This is a genomic window from Micromonospora sp. H33 (assembly GCF_052068455.1).
In the GTDB taxonomy this organism is placed as follows: domain Bacteria; phylum Actinomycetota; class Actinomycetes; order Mycobacteriales; family Micromonosporaceae; genus Micromonospora.
The window spans coordinates 201890-215618 of sequence record NZ_JBQHDE010000001.1 but is presented as its reverse complement, the minus strand read 5'-3'; the positions used below and the strand labels follow the sequence as shown (position 1 = coordinate 215618).

Below are 13729 nucleotides of genomic sequence, written 5' to 3'. Positions count from 1 at the left end.
CTCGCCCTCGGCTCAGCCGGCGGTGGTGAGCTGGAACGAGTTCGCCATCGCGTCGAAGATCGGCCGGCTCTCCTCGAACTTCGCGTCCGTCGAGGTGAGGTAGAACGAGTACGCCTTGCCGTCGTGCACCACGCCGCGCCACTTGCCGTGCCGCTTGGTGTCGCCCTCGCCGCAGGTGTACTCGAATTCCGCCGCCTGCCGGCCGACCCAGTCGAGCTCCGTCATGGAGATCTGGGCGTACGGCGCGACGCAGGACTTCGAGCGGGTGCGGAGCCCCTCCTCGGCGACCTCCGCCCAGCGGATCGAGCTGGTGGAGAACTTCTCCACGAGGATCCGCACCTTGCGGCCGTCGTCCTCCGGATCCACGTAGTCCACCCAGTCGCCGGCGCTCCTGCGCTGCCAGCCCTGCGGCACCATGACCCGCACACCCTTGGCGGAGTGCTCCTTCATCTCGGGCACCCCGGCCGCCGGGGCGGCCGAGGTCGGCGCCGCCTGCGGCGTGCCCGGCGGCGTGTCGTCGCCGCCGGAGAGGGCCACCACGCCGAGCAGGAGCACCACGGCGAGCCCACCGGCGGCGGCCAGCTGGACCTTGCGCGGCCAGCCCTTGACCCGGCGGACGAGCTGGTCACCGGTGCCGCGGGCCCGGGTGAGGAACCCGCCGCCGGCCGGGGTGGACGGCGTCGCCCACGCCTGGCCGGTGCCCGGCACCGACCACCGGGCGCCGCCGAGCTGCTGGGTGGCGTGCGGCGGGCCGCCGTAGCCGCCGGCAGCGATGTGCTGGGTGGCGTCGCCGCCGTACCCGCCGACCCGTTGGGTGGTGTCGGCGCCGTAGGTGCGGCCCGGAGGCGGCATCGCGCCGGTCGGCGTGTGCAGCGGCCCGGCGAGCGCGTCGGCACTGGTGTCGTCCAGCGCGGCGGCCTTGCCGGCACCGGCCGCCGGGCGCTCGCCCCGGCGCAGTGCCGCGAGCCGGTCGGTGAGCGACTCGCCCGGCGCGAGCATCGCCGGCCCGCCGATCTGGCCGGCCGGCTTCGGCTGCTCCGGCTGGACGGCCGGCGCGCTCGGCAGCGGGCGCTGCTGGACCGGCACCACCGAGTACGGGTCGGTCACCGAGTTGACCGCGGCGGCGGTGCTGGTCAGCGGGCCGGCGAGCAGCTCACGCAGCATGGCCCGGGCGGTGTGCACGTCCAGCCGGCGGGCCGGATCCTTCTCCAGCAGGCCCATCAGCACGGGGACCAGCGGGCCGCTGCGCTGCGGCGGGGCGGGCGGGTCCTCGACGACGGCGTGCATCGTCTCGATCGGGTCGCCCTTGTCGAACGGCGGCCGCCCCTCGACCGCGGTGTAGAGCGTCACCCCGAGGGAGAACAGGTCGCTGGGCGGGCCGAACTCCTGGCCCATGGCCCGCTCCGGCGAGATGAAGTGCGGCGAGCCGAGCACCATGCCGGGTGTGGTGAGCTGCACGTCGGTGGGCATCCGGGCCACACCGAAGTCGGTCAGCACGCAGCGGCCGTCCGAGCAGATCAGCACGTTGGCCGGCTTGACGTCGCGGTGCAGCACGCCGATCGCGTGCGCCACCTCCAGCGCGCCGAGCAGCGCGATGCCGATCTTCGCGACGACCCGCTGCGCGACCGGCCCGTCCTCGATCACCATGTCCGCGAGGCTGCGCGCGTCCAGCAGCTCCATCACGATCCACGGCCGGCCGCCCTCGGTGACCACGTCGTACACCTGGACCACGGCCGGGTGCTGGATCGCGGCGGCGGCGCGCGCCTCCCGCAGGGTGCGTTCGTACATGGCGTCACGGTCGCTGGGGGCCAGCCCCGGGGGCAGGACGACCTCCTTGACGGCCACGTCCCGGCGCAGCAGCGTGTCTGTCGCACGCCAGACCGTGCCCATGCCGCCGTTGCCCACCGCCGAGCGCAACGAATAGCGCCCGCCGATGGTGGTGCCGGATGTCGCGCGGCCGCTCGGCGGACTGGCTGGTCCACCGCTCCACGTCGGGATCTGAGTCACTGAAGAGCCACCGGGGGGATATCGAGGGGGCTGGGACACAACCCCCCTATCTTGCTGGGTCGGAGGCCCGATGCGAAAGCCGACGCGGCGGAGTTTGGTGAACTCGACGGTATGTGCCCGACCGTTCACCTCTCGGCGACGGTCACGGACGCAGTGTGCGGAATCCCTCACCCGGCACCCGGCCGGCTCGTCCTACCATCCGGGGATGAACGAACGGCGGTCAAGCGAGTCCGGTTTCCCGATCAAGGGCGTCTACACGGCGGCCGACCTCCCCGAGGATCTGGACTCCCGGCTGGGCGGCCCGGGCGAGTACCCGTACACCCGCGGGGTCTATCCCACCATGTACACGTCGCGTCCCTGGACGATGCGCCAGTACGCCGGCTTCGGCACCGCCACCGAGTCCAACGCGCGGTACCACCAGCTGCTGCGGGCCGGCACGATGGGCCTGTCCGTCGCGTTCGACCTGCCGACCCAGATGGGGTACGACTCGGACGACCCGATCGCGCACGGCGAGGTCGGCAAGGTCGGTGTCGCCATCGACTCCATCGAGGACATGCGGCTGCTCTTCGACGGCATCCCGCTGGACAAGGTCTCCACCTCGATGACCATCAACGCGCCCGGCTCGGTGCTGCTGCTGCTCTACCAGCTGGTCGCCGAGGAGAACGGCGTGCCCGGCTCGGCGCTGAACGGCACGATCCAGAACGACATCCTCAAGGAGTACATCGCCCGGGGCACGTACATCTTCCCGCCGAAGCCCTCGCTGCGCCTGGTCGCGGACACCTTCGCGTACTGCCGCAAGGAGGTGCCGAAGTGGAACACCATCTCCATCTCCGGCTACCACATGGCCGAGGCCGGCGCGTCGCCCGTGCAGGAGATCGCGTTCACCCTGGCCAACGGCGTCGAGTACGTGCGCGCCGCGGTGGCCGCCGGGCTCGCCGTCGACGACTTCGCGCCGCGGTTGTCGTTCTTCTTCGTCGCCCGTACGACGCTGCTGGAGGAGGTGGCGAAGTTCCGCGCCGCCCGGCGGATCTGGGCCCGGCTCATGCGGGACGAGTTCGGCGCGAAGGACCCGAAGTCGATGATGCTGCGGTTCCACACCCAGACCGCGGGGGTGCAGCTCACCGCCCAGCAGCCGGAGGTCAACCTGGTCCGGGTGGCGGTGCAGGGGCTCGGCGCGGTGCTCGGCGGGACCCAGTCGCTGCACACCAACAGCTTCGACGAGGCGATCGCGCTGCCGACCGAGAAGGCGGCCCGGCTCGCGCTGCGGACGCAGCAGGTGCTCGCGTACGAGACGGACCTGACCGCCACTGTCGATCCGTTCGCCGGGTCGTACGTGGTGGAGGCGATGACCGCCGAGATCGAGGCCGCGGCCGACGCGCTGATGCAGCGGGTCTTCGAGCACGGGTCGGCGGTCGACGCCATCGAGGCCGGCTTCCAGAAGCGCGAGATCGAGCAGTCCGCGTACCGGATCGCGCAGGAGATCGACTCCGGCGAGCGGGTCGTGGTGGGCCTCAACCGGTTCGCGATCGACGAGGAGGAGCCGTACGAGCCGCTGCGGGTCGACCCGGCGATCGAGGCGGCGCAGGCGGAGCGCCTGGCGAAGCTCCGTGCGGAGCGCGACAACGACGCGGTGGAGCGGGCCCTGGCGGAGCTGCGTGCCGCCGCGGAGGGCAGTGACAACGTGCTCTACCCGATGAAGGAGGCGCTGCGGGCGCGCGCCACGGTGGGGGAGGTCTGCGGCACGCTGCGCGGGGTGTGGGGGCTCTACCGGCCGTCCGACCGCTTCTAGGAGCCCGCTGATCGTCGGCTCACCGGGGCGTACGCGGCGCCATCCGGCGGCTCGTCCGGGCGGCGCCCGCGTCGTTGTGCCGCTGCTCGCGCAGGTCGGCGGTGAGGTGATCGGCAGCGTACAGTTGTCGCCAGTTCCCCGCCGCCGATCGGCGGCGCAGACGCGGAGCGGGGCCCGTGCGACGACGCCGGCGCCCGCTCCCGCCCCCGGGGCGGCGCGGCCCACCGGTCGCGGCGTGTGCCGGAGACTTTTTCCGGGTAACCCGGCCGGGTGATCGGGGACGCACACGGTGTGCGGTCGGGCACGACCCGAACGTGTGAACGTCTGCGGGGCCTCGTCGCCGAGCGTGGTCGGGTAATTGTCGGAGTGTCAGTTAACACATCTGACTAATGCCACAATTCGGAAAGACGGCTCGGAGCCGGTGACGATTTCGTGACGCACGAATCGGTTACGCGTTGTAGGAGGTGTGGGGCAGATGACGGCGTTCGACCGCGATCTACCTGCTGTCCCGCTGATATACGACCGCCCCGAGCAGGGCGTTCGTGACGCAGCGCGCTCCGACCGCTACCGGAACGAGGTTGCGCAGCGTCACCGCCGGAGGTCTAGGCTGTCTGCTGTTCCCGAAGATCCATCCATTTCTAGTGATCGAGAATTCGACGTGACGAGTGCGTTGACGCTGCCGACCGGCAGCCAGCTGGCGTCGTCCTGGATTGAGGCGCCGACCGGGTCCCAGCCCCTGCCCTTCGAGTTGGACCACCTGCTCGCCCTCCGGGTACCCGGGTTGATCGCCACCCGCCGTCACATCCACTCGCACCCGGAGCTCTCCGGCGAGGAGTTCGAGACCGCCGCCCTGATCGCCCGCGAGCTGTCCCTCGCCGGGCTGCGCCCGCGGCTGCTGCCGAAGGGCAACGGCGTCATCTGCGACATCGACGGCCGCCCCGACGGCCCGGTGATCGCGCTCCGCGCCGACATCGACGCGCTGCCGCTGACCGACCCCAAGGACGTGCCGTACCGGTCCACGGTCGACGGGGTCTGCCACGCCTGCGGCCACGACGTGCACACCACGATCCTGCTCGGTGTGGGCATGCTCCTCGCTCAGCTCGCCGACCTCGGGGAGCTGCCCGGCCGGGTGCGCCTGATCTTCCAGCCGGCCGAGGAGATCCTGCCCTGCGGCTCGCTCGAGGTCATCGAGGCCGGTGGTCTCGACGACGTGGCGCAGATCTTCGCGCTGCACTGCGACCCGAATCTGCCGGTGGGCAAGGTCGGCCTGCGCGTCGGGCCGATCACCGCGGCCGCCGACAACGTGACCGTCCGCCTCACCGGCCCGGGCGGGCACACCGCCCGACCGCACCTCACCGTGGACCTGGTGGACGCGCTGGGCCGGCTCGTCACCGAGGTCCCGGCTCTGGTCGCCCGCCGGGTGCCGGCCAACAGCGGACTGCTGCTGGTGTTCGGCCACGCCTCGGCCGGCACCCGGTACAACGTCATCCCGTCGGAGGCCTGCGCGGCCGGCACGCTGCGGGTGATGGACCGGGACACCTGGGAGCTGGCCCCGAAGGTCGTCGGTCAGGTCGTGCGGGACGTGATCGCTCCGACCGGGGCGACGGTGGACCTGGAGTACCTGCGCGGTCGGCCCCCGGTCAGCAACGACTCCCGGGCCATCCAGATCCTCACCGCCGCCACCGCGGCGGCGCTCGGGCCGGAGGGCATCGCCGAGACCCCGCAGAGCATGGGCGGCGAGGACTTCTCCTGGTACCTGGAGTACGTCCCCGGCGCCCTCGCCCGCCTCGGCGTCGGCCGCTCCGGCCCGAATGTCGACCTGCACCGCGCGTCCTTCGACGTGGACGAGCGGGCCATCCCGGCCGGCGTCCGGGTCATGGTGCAGACCGCGCTCCGGGCACTGGCGGTTGCGAGCTGACACCGGCCGGGTTGCCGGCCGCCGGAGTCACGGCGGCCGGGGCCGCGGTGGCCGGCGTCGCGGCGACCAGCGCCGGCCGCGGCCGGCGGCGCAGCAGCCACACCAGCAGCGCCACCGGTACGCCCACCGTCACCAGCCACGGAAGCAGCGCCCCGAGTACGGTCAGCAGCACGGTCAGCGAGGCCAGGAAGACCTTCCAACCGGCGTCGAGCCCGGCCAGGAAGCCCACCTGCTCCTCCTCCTCGACCGGGCGGGCCTCCGGCCCGACCAGCGACACCGTGATCGTGGAGAGCGCGGTGAGGTCGGCGAGCCGGCGCTTCTTCGCCTCCAGCGAGGCGAGGTCGGCCTCGCGGCGGGCCAGCTCGTTCTCCAGCGACACCAGGTCCGTGATCGAGGTGGCCCGGGCGAGCAGCCGCCGGCCGTTCTCCACCCGGGCCCGCTGGGTGGTGATCCGGGCGTCCAGGTCGACCGTCTCCTCGGTCACGTCCTCGGTGCTGATCTCCTGGCGTTGCCGCGTGCCCAGCTTGGCGATCTCGTCCACCACCGTGGTGAACTTCCCGGCCGGCACCCGCAGCGTCAGCTCTGCGGTGGCGTCCCCGTCGGCGCTGCGCCGCTGGTCGCCGCCGACGAAACCACCGGCCGTCGTGGTCAGGGCGATCGCGTCCCGGGCCGCCCGGTCCACGTCCTGCACCTGCACCCGCATCGAGCCGGTGTAGATGATGGCGCGCTGGTCGACCCGCAGGTCCGTCGGAGCGCCGCCCTCCGCCTTCCCGGGCTGCCCGGCGCCGGCCTGCGCGTCCGCGGCCCCCGCCGGCCCGGCCCGGTCCGCGCCGCCCTCCGCGCCGGCGGCCGGCTGCTCCGCCGCCGTGTCGCTCCCACCGCTCCCACCGCCGCAGCCGGCGGCGGCGAGCACCGCCACCAACGCCGCCGCGAGCACCATGCCCCGCCGGCGTGGTCCGATTCCGCCCATCCCCGCTCCGATCGTCCGTGGCCGGCCTCCGGGCCGGCCCGTGCCTGTCTGTGGCCCCGAGACCGGGGCGATCGGTCAGACGGGACGCGGTGTCGCGTCCGTTCCGGCAGACTGCGCTGAGGACGTCACGATTCGATAATCGAGGAGTCACGAATGCGGCTGACCAAGTACGGCCACTCCTGCGTACGCGTCGAGCACGACGGCGGAGTCCTGGTCGTCGACCCGGGGGTCTTCAGCGAGCGGGCCGCGCTGGACGGGGCGGACGCCGTACTGATCACCCACGAGCATCCCGACCACGTCGACGTGGCGGCCCTCGTCGAGCAGCACGACCGCCGCCCGTTCGCCCTGTACGGCCCCACCTCGCTGGCCGCCACACTGGACGGTCTGGCCGACGTGCTCTCCCCGGTCGAGGTGGGCCGGCGGTTCACCGCCGCGGGCGTACCGGTCCGCGCCTACGGCGGGCGGCACGCCGTGATCCACCCCGACATCCCGGTCATCGACAACCTGGCGTACCTGATCGACGACCGGGTCTACCACCCGGGCGACTCCCTCGTCGTCCCCGACGACGTCCAGGTGGACACGCTCTTCCTGCCGATCCACGCCCCGTGGACCAAGTTCTCCGAATCGCTGGACTTCCTCCGCGCGGTGGCGCCGCGCCGGGCGTACGCGCTGCACGACGGGCTGCTCAACGACAACGGGTTGACCGTGTTGAACAACAACTTCACCCGACTCTCCGACGTGGACTACCGGCGGCTCGAACCGGGCACCCGGGTCGACGCCTGAGCGGCGATGCCGGATCCGCCCCGGGAGCTGGTGCGACAGCTCTACCGCACGCCCCCCGACCGGTTCGTGGCCGCCCGGGACGCGGCGGTCGCCGAGGCCCGCCGTGCCGGCGACGCGCGGACCGCCCGGGAGATCGCCCGGCTGCGCCGTCCCACGGTGGCCGCCTGGCTGGTCAACCTCCTCGCGCTGGAGCGGCCGGAGCTGGTGGCCGACCTGGGCCAGCTCGCCGAGTCGCTGCGGTCCGCCCAACGCGAGCTGCGAGGGGCGAAGCTCCGCGAGCTGTCGGCCCAGCGCCGGGCCGTCGTCGGTGCGCTGGTCGGCGAGGTACGCAAGCTGGCGGCGGGTGTCGAGGGCGCCCCGTCGGCCGCGAAGCTCCCGCTGGGCGAGGTGGAGGCGACCCTCAACGCCGCGCTCTCCGACACCGAGGTCGCCGAGCAGGTGCGCTCCGGCCGCCTGCTGCGGGCCGCCACCTACGCCGGTTTCGGTGAGGTGCCCCGGCCGCAGCTGCGGCTGGTCACCGGGGGCGGCGACGAGGAGATCGCCGAGCCACCGCCCCGGCCCCGGGGGGCGGACCGGTCGACGCTCCGCGCCGAGCAGGCGGAACGGGCCGCCCGGGCCGAGCGGGCGCGCCGCCGTCGCGCGTTGGAGAAGGAGCTGGCGAAGGCGCGTACCGACCAGGAGCGGGCCGAGGCGGAGCTGACCGGCGCGACGGAGGCCGAGCGCGACGGCGCGACCGCCCTCGACGCGATCGAAGCGGAACTGGCCGAGCTGGAACGGAGGCGTGCCGTCGTCGAGCAGGACCTGAGCCGTGCCAAGCTGGCCCGGCGGGCGGCCGAGCGGACGCTGACCGCAGCCCGCCGCCGCACCGGCGAGGTCGAGGCGGCGGTGGAGGCACTCGACGCCGAGGAGGAGGATGCCGGCGCCGGCGGCGGCACGGCAGACTGACCCCTGTGGACGGACCGGTCGTGCGGGGGGCGGGGGCGTGACGCCGGAGCAGGTGGCGGTTGGGTGCAAGCCGGCGGTGCTGGAGCTCGGGGACGCGTTCACCCGCTGCCCGGTCACCCTGCGCCAGGCCCGGCTGCTCGGCATCTCGGGTTGGGCGTTCTACATCGCCGGGCGGGCCGGCGCGCTCGGTGACGTACGCGCGGAGACAGTGTCCGCCGCCCTCGGATTCATCGCACCGGAGGCGGTCGCCGACGGCTGGGACGCCGCCCTGCGGACCGTCCGGCCGATGCAGGTGGCCACCGCGACGCTGGCCGAGTGCTGCCGGTGGGGCGACGAGAACCTCGACTCCGTGCCCGGTGCCGGGCGGCTCGCCGTGCTGCTCGGCCGGGCGGTCGACGCCGCGGACGCCGCCGGGATGCCGCTGTTCGCCGCGTGGCGGGCGATGCCGGTGCCGGAGCGGGCGGCGGGAGCCCGGGTGGCGGTGAGCCTGCGCCTGCTGCGGGAGCACTTCACCGGGGCGCACCTGCTCGCGGTGCGTGCCGCCGGCATGACCCCGCTGGAGGCGGTGCTGGCCGGGCCGGAGGGCGAGGCCGGTGCCGTGGCGTGCGGCTGGCCGCCCCCGTACCCCCCGGTGGGACCGCTGGTCCGGCGGCGGCTGTGGGCGGAGGCGGTGACCGACCGGTTGACCGCGCCGGCGTTCGCCGCGCTCGGCCCGGCCGACGGCGCCGAACTGGTGGACCTCCTGGCCGCCTTCCGCGCCCATCGGCGCCGCCCCTGACCAGCCGACCTGTGCCGTCCCGAAAAATTCGGCGGCGCCGCAGTCGGCGGCCTGCCAGGATCGGCGCCGTGACCCTCCCCGCCGGTTGGACCGCCCGCCGACCCACCCTCGACGACGTCCCCGCGATCCTCGCCGTCGTCCACGCCGCCGACATCTTCGCGGTCGGCTACCCCGACTTCGACGCCGAGGACGTCAAGGCCGCCCTCACCGCGCCCTTCACCGACCCGGCGCGGGACTCCTGGGTGGTCAGCGATCCGGAGGGGACGCTCGTCGCCTGGGCGACCGTGGACAACCCCACCGGCGTGGGCCGGGAGTTCGTGGAGGTTTACGTCGACCCGGAGCAGGGGGACGACCTGCGCGCCCCGCTCCTGGCCCGGATGCTCGACCGCGTCGGCGAGCGGGCCGCCGAGCGCGGCGTGCCGGCGCTGACCGCCCGCGTGTCGGTCTTCGCTCCGGAGACCCGGTGGGCCGCGGAGGTCGCCGAGGCCGGCTTCACCCTCGCCAAGCGGTACGTGGGGATGCGCCGGAGCCTGGCCGACCTGCCCGCCGAGCCGCCGCCCCCGCCCGGCGTCACCGTCCGCCCGCTGCGCGGCGACGACGAGACCGACCTGCGGGAGTTCTACCGGATCTTCGACATCGCCTTCCGCGACACCCCGGACTACGAGCCGGTCGGCTTCGACCGGTGGCGCGAGCAGCTCCGCGTGTACGGCACCAGCTGGGACGAATGGTTCGTCGCCGAGGTCGACGGGGTGCCGGCCGGGGCGCTGCAATCCTCCGACCAGGGGTTGGAGCAGAACGAGGGGTGGGTCCGGAGCCTGTCGGTGCTGCCCGCGTACCGGCGGCGCGGGGTCGGCGCGGCGCTGCTGTGGCGGGCCTTCTCGGTCTACGCCGCGAAGGGACGCGGGTCGGCCGGGCTGGGCGTCGACCTCACCAACCCGACGGTCCCGGTCACCCTCTACCAGTCGGTGGGGCTGCGCGAGGTGCGCTGGACCGACATGTACGAGCTGGTCGTGCCGGCCACGGGTGTGTGATTGACGACCTCCGCCGGGCCCGGCTCGTGGTGGCGACGCGGCCGGGAGCAGACTGGAGGCCGTGCGACAGCCTCTAGGCGGACTGCGACAGCCTCTAGGCGGACGCGGTGCCGGTGGGGCGGGACCGCAGTTCCGTGACGTAGTCGTCCGGCGCGCCCGCCTTCTCGGCGGCGTTCGCGATCTCCGACACGTACCACGAGGTCGGGAGGCCGCCCTCGTACCCGTCGAAGACGTAGATCCACGCCGTGACGTCGCCGTCCAGGGTCGAGACCCGTACGTGCAGCTTCCGGTACGTGCCGGCGGTGACGCCCTCGATCTCGTCGAGCTGCGCCGCGTCGTACGGATGGATGTCGTAGAGCGCCACGAACACCCGGTCGCCGGGGGACTCGACGACCGTGCTGACCGCCCCCTCCCAGCCGATCACGCCCTCGCCCGCGAAGGTGAGCCGCCAGCCCTCGAGCCAGCCGGTGCCGACCATCGGCGAATGCGGACAGTAGGCGCGCATCCGGGCAGGGTCGAGGTTTGAGCCGTAGGCGGCGTAGTGACGCACGGCGATGACGATAGCCGGGCCGACCGGTGGGGGAGAATACGACGGTGCGTGTCGGACACGTTCGGGAGAAGAAAGTCACTGTGAGCATGGACGAGGGGCGAGCGCTGTGAGCCGGATCGTGATCATCGGCGGGGGGCCGGCCGGCTACGAGGCGGCCCTGGTCGCCGCCCAGTTGGACGCCGACGTCACCGTCGTGGAGGCCGAGGGCGCCGGCGGCGCGTGCGTGCTGTCCGACTGCGTTCCCTCGAAGACCTTCATCGCCAGCTCACAGGTGGTGACCGGGTACCGGGACACCGAGGAGTTCGGGGTGCACTCCGACGGGCTCGAGGCGGTCACCGTCGACGCGCCGGCCGTCAACGGGCGGGTCAAGCGGCTCGCGCTCGCCCAGTCCGCCGACATCCACGCCAAGCTGGTGAAGGCCGGCGTGACCTTCGTGGCCGGCAGCGCCCGGCTCGGCGAGGACACGCTCGGTCACACCCACCGGGTGATCGTCACACCGGGCGACGGGGCGGCGGCGTACTCGATCGACGCCTCCACCGTCCTGGTCGCCACCGGCGCCACCCCGCGCCAGCTCCCCACCGCCGTGCCCGACGGCGAGCGCATCCTGACCTGGCGGCAGGTGTACGACCTCACCGAGCTGCCCCGACACCTGATCGTGGTCGGCTCCGGCGTCACCGGCGCGGAGTTCGCCAGCGCGTACCTGGCGATGGGCGTCGAGGTCACCCTGGTCTCCAGCCGCGACCGGGTGATGCCGCACGAGGACGCCGACGCGGCGATGGCCATCGAGCGGGTGTTCCGCAGCCGGGGCATGAGCATCCTCAACAACTCCCGCGCCGACGCGGTCCGCCGTACCGGGGACGGCGTCGAGGTCGAGCTCTCCGACGGCCGCAAGGTGTACGGCTCGCACGCGCTGATCGCGGTCGGCTCGATCCCCAACACGGCGGACCTGGGGCTGGCCGAGTACGGCGTCGAGCTGGCCCGCGGCGGGTACGTCACGGTCGACCGGGTCTCCCGCACCAACGTGCCGGGCATCTACGCCGCCGGCGACTGCACCGGGGTGCTGCCCCTGGCCAGCGTCGCCGCCATGCAGGGCCGCATCGCGATGTGGCACGCGCTCGGCGAGGCGGTCCGGCCGCTTCGCCTGCGGACCGTCGCGGCGAACGCCTTCACCGACCCGGAGCTGGCCACCGTCGGCGTCTCGCAGGACGAGGTCGACGCCGGCAAGGTCCCCGCCCGCCAGGTGATGCTGCCGCTCGCCGGTAACGCCCGGGCGAAGATGGACGAGGTCTCCGACGGCTTCGTCAAGCTCTTCTGCCGCCCGGCCAGCGGCCAGGTGATCGGCGGCGTGGTGGTGGCACCGAAGGCGAGCGAGCTGATCCTGCCGATCACGATCGCCGTGGAGAACAACCTGACGGTCAACGAGCTGGCCCAGACCATCACGATCTACCCGAGCCTCTCCGGCTCGGTCACCGAAGCGGCCCGCCAGCTGATGCTCCACGAGCTGGAGTGACCGTCGTCAGGGTGGCGGCGACGGTGCCCAGGAGGGCGACCTCGGCGAGGATCAGCAGGCGTTCCACCAGGCCGAGCAGCACCCGGTCGCCGGGGTAGGCCGACCAGACCATCGCGGCGGCGAGCAGGAGGCTGACGACGGCGAACCGGCGTACCCAGCGGGCGGTGCCGGCGGGCAGCCGGTCGGCGAGGAGCCAGCCGCCGACCGGCAGCGCCAGGAACGCCGCGACCGAGGCGTACCGGTGCACGTACGCGGCGGCGTCCATCGGCAGGCCCGGCTCGTTCGTCGGCACGACCGCGGCCAGCAGCAGACCGCCGATCCAGGCGGCCAGGAGCACCTCCACCGCCCGGGCCCGCCGCAGCCGGCGGAGGGCGGGGAGCAGGACGGCCGTGGCCACGGCGAGGACGACCATGGCGGAGTCGATGGCGCCGCCCCGATCCGAGACGGCGTAGTCGCTGACCGTCAGCGACCAGGGGTCGAGGCCGTCCACGCCGAGGTGGCCGACCACGGCGAGCAGCGCCGCGAGGGCGATCCCGCCGAGCGCGAGCAGTCCACTGTTCCGGCTTGCAGCCATGCCTCAGCCTGCCGCCGGATCCGCCCGAAACGGATCCGGGCCACCCACCGACATCGATCCCGGGGTCAGCCCCTAGGGCGGACGCGGAAGCGCGGCGAGATCTTGGAGGATCTGGCCCCTCCAGGGGCCGGTTCCTTCCAGGATCTGCGAAGAGAGGTGGTCCCGGAGTCAGTCGGTGGGGAGGTCGGCGGCGCGGGCGGTGCGGGCGGTCAGGAGGGTCATCGCCCAGCCTGCCGCCGCGAATCCCACCGCCGCCGCCCCGGCGATGATCGCCAGGCGCCAGGCCGACCCGGTCAGGGCGGTGCCGCCCAGGTGCCCGACCAGTGCCCCGTACGACGCCCAGCCCAGGGCGGCCAGCGACTCGTACAGCAGGAACAGCCGGTACGGATAGCGGCGGCGGCCCGCGGAGAAGCAGGCCGCCATCCGGCCGCCGGGTACGAACCGGCACACCATGATCACGAGTGGTCCCGGTCGACCCAACCCGCGGGCGACCCGGCCGGCGACCCGACGGGTCGCTCCCGGCTGCCGCGACCGGCGCCCCACGCGGCCCGCCCGCAGGGTGGCGGCGAGCCGGGAGGCCGGCGTGCCCCGGCCGAGCAGGTAGCAGGCCAGGTCGCCGGCGAAGACACCGGCCGCCCCGACCGCGATGGTGACGGGCAGGCTCAGGCCGCCGTAGACGGTCAGCGCGCCGGACGTGATCATGATGGCCTGGGTCGGGATCACCGGGACGAAGGCGTCGGCGATCAGCAGGCCGAGCAGTGCGACGTACGCCAGGGTCGGCGACGCGACCTCAGTCAGTTCGGGCACGGCTGCCACCTCGCCGGACGGGCCGATCGGATGTCGGTGAGCCTGACGGAACGTCCGGCGTCACGGG

The 13729-nt window shown here is 73.7% G+C and carries 12 protein-coding genes; 7 read left to right on the top strand and 5 right to left on the bottom strand.

Annotated features, from left to right (window positions below; all coding sequences use genetic code 11):
- Positions 1 to 12: 12 nt before the first annotated feature.
- A complete protein-coding gene (locus tag ACTMS0_RS00980) occupies positions 13 to 2007 on the bottom strand; it encodes a protein kinase domain-containing protein (RefSeq protein WP_441153154.1) in 1995 nt (664 codons plus the stop codon).
- A 205-nt stretch (positions 2008 to 2212) separates the two neighbouring features.
- Here ACTMS0_RS00980 and ACTMS0_RS00975 point away from each other — a divergent pair, with 205 nt between their 5' ends.
- Together ACTMS0_RS00975 and ACTMS0_RS00970 are read left to right on the top strand one after the other, a co-directional pair.
- A complete protein-coding gene (locus ACTMS0_RS00975; protein WP_441153153.1) occupies positions 2213 to 3796 on the top strand; it encodes an acyl-CoA mutase large subunit family protein in 1584 nt (527 codons plus the stop codon).
- A 658-nt stretch (positions 3797 to 4454) separates the two neighbouring features.
- A complete protein-coding gene (locus tag ACTMS0_RS00970; RefSeq protein WP_441153152.1) occupies positions 4455 to 5714 on the top strand; it encodes an amidohydrolase in 1260 nt (419 codons plus the stop codon).
- Here ACTMS0_RS00970 and ACTMS0_RS00965 read toward each other — a convergent pair.
- Positions 5671 to 6684, bottom strand: coding sequence for a DUF4349 domain-containing protein (locus ACTMS0_RS00965; protein ID WP_441153151.1), 1014 nt, complete (start codon positions 6682 to 6684; stop codon positions 5671 to 5673). The two genes, ACTMS0_RS00970 and ACTMS0_RS00965, sit on opposite strands and share 44 nt — an antisense overlap.
- A gap of 153 nt (positions 6685 to 6837) precedes the next feature.
- On the opposite strand from ACTMS0_RS00965, the gene ACTMS0_RS00960 reads away from it, so the two are divergent.
- The 4 genes from ACTMS0_RS00960 to ACTMS0_RS00945 all read left to right on the top strand — a co-directional run bounded on the left by ACTMS0_RS00960 (position 6838) and on the right by ACTMS0_RS00945 (position 10221).
- Positions 6838 to 7467 (top strand): MBL fold metallo-hydrolase, encoded by a 630-nt coding sequence (locus tag ACTMS0_RS00960; protein WP_441153150.1) that lies wholly within the window; start codon positions 6838 to 6840, stop codon positions 7465 to 7467.
- A 6-nt stretch (positions 7468 to 7473) separates the two neighbouring features.
- The gene (locus ACTMS0_RS00955) at positions 7474 to 8412 is read left to right on the top strand and encodes a hypothetical protein (RefSeq protein WP_441153149.1); all 939 of its coding nucleotides are present in this window, start codon (positions 7474 to 7476) and stop codon (positions 8410 to 8412) included.
- A 37-nt stretch (positions 8413 to 8449) separates the two neighbouring features.
- Entirely contained in the window at positions 8450 to 9190 is a 741-nt protein-coding gene (locus ACTMS0_RS00950; RefSeq protein WP_441153148.1) for an SCO6745 family protein, read from the top strand.
- Between the two features lie 68 nt (positions 9191 to 9258).
- A complete protein-coding gene (locus ACTMS0_RS00945; protein ID WP_441153147.1) occupies positions 9259 to 10221 on the top strand; it encodes a GNAT family N-acetyltransferase in 963 nt (320 codons plus the stop codon).
- A gap of 94 nt (positions 10222 to 10315) precedes the next feature.
- Here ACTMS0_RS00945 and ACTMS0_RS00940 read toward each other — a convergent pair whose 3' ends face one another.
- Positions 10316 to 10771, bottom strand: a complete 456-nt coding sequence (locus tag ACTMS0_RS00940) for a gamma-glutamylcyclotransferase (RefSeq protein WP_441153146.1) — start codon at positions 10769 to 10771, stop codon at positions 10316 to 10318.
- Positions 10772 to 10877: 106 nt separating this feature from the next.
- Here ACTMS0_RS00940 and ACTMS0_RS00935 point away from each other — a divergent pair, with 106 nt between their 5' ends.
- Positions 10878 to 12281, top strand: a complete 1404-nt coding sequence (locus tag ACTMS0_RS00935; protein WP_441153145.1) for an NAD(P)H-quinone dehydrogenase — start codon at positions 10878 to 10880, stop codon at positions 12279 to 12281.
- Here the strand turns inward: ACTMS0_RS00935 and ACTMS0_RS00930 are convergent.
- The gene (locus ACTMS0_RS00930) at positions 12238 to 12855 is read right to left on the bottom strand and encodes a DUF998 domain-containing protein (RefSeq protein WP_441153144.1); all 618 of its coding nucleotides are present in this window, start codon (positions 12853 to 12855) and stop codon (positions 12238 to 12240) included. The genes ACTMS0_RS00935 and ACTMS0_RS00930 overlap by 44 nt on opposite strands.
- A gap of 168 nt (positions 12856 to 13023) precedes the next feature.
- Positions 13024 to 13662, bottom strand: coding sequence for a DedA family protein (locus ACTMS0_RS00925; protein ID WP_441153143.1), 639 nt, complete (start codon positions 13660 to 13662; stop codon positions 13024 to 13026).
- Positions 13663 to 13729 lie beyond the last annotated feature (67 nt).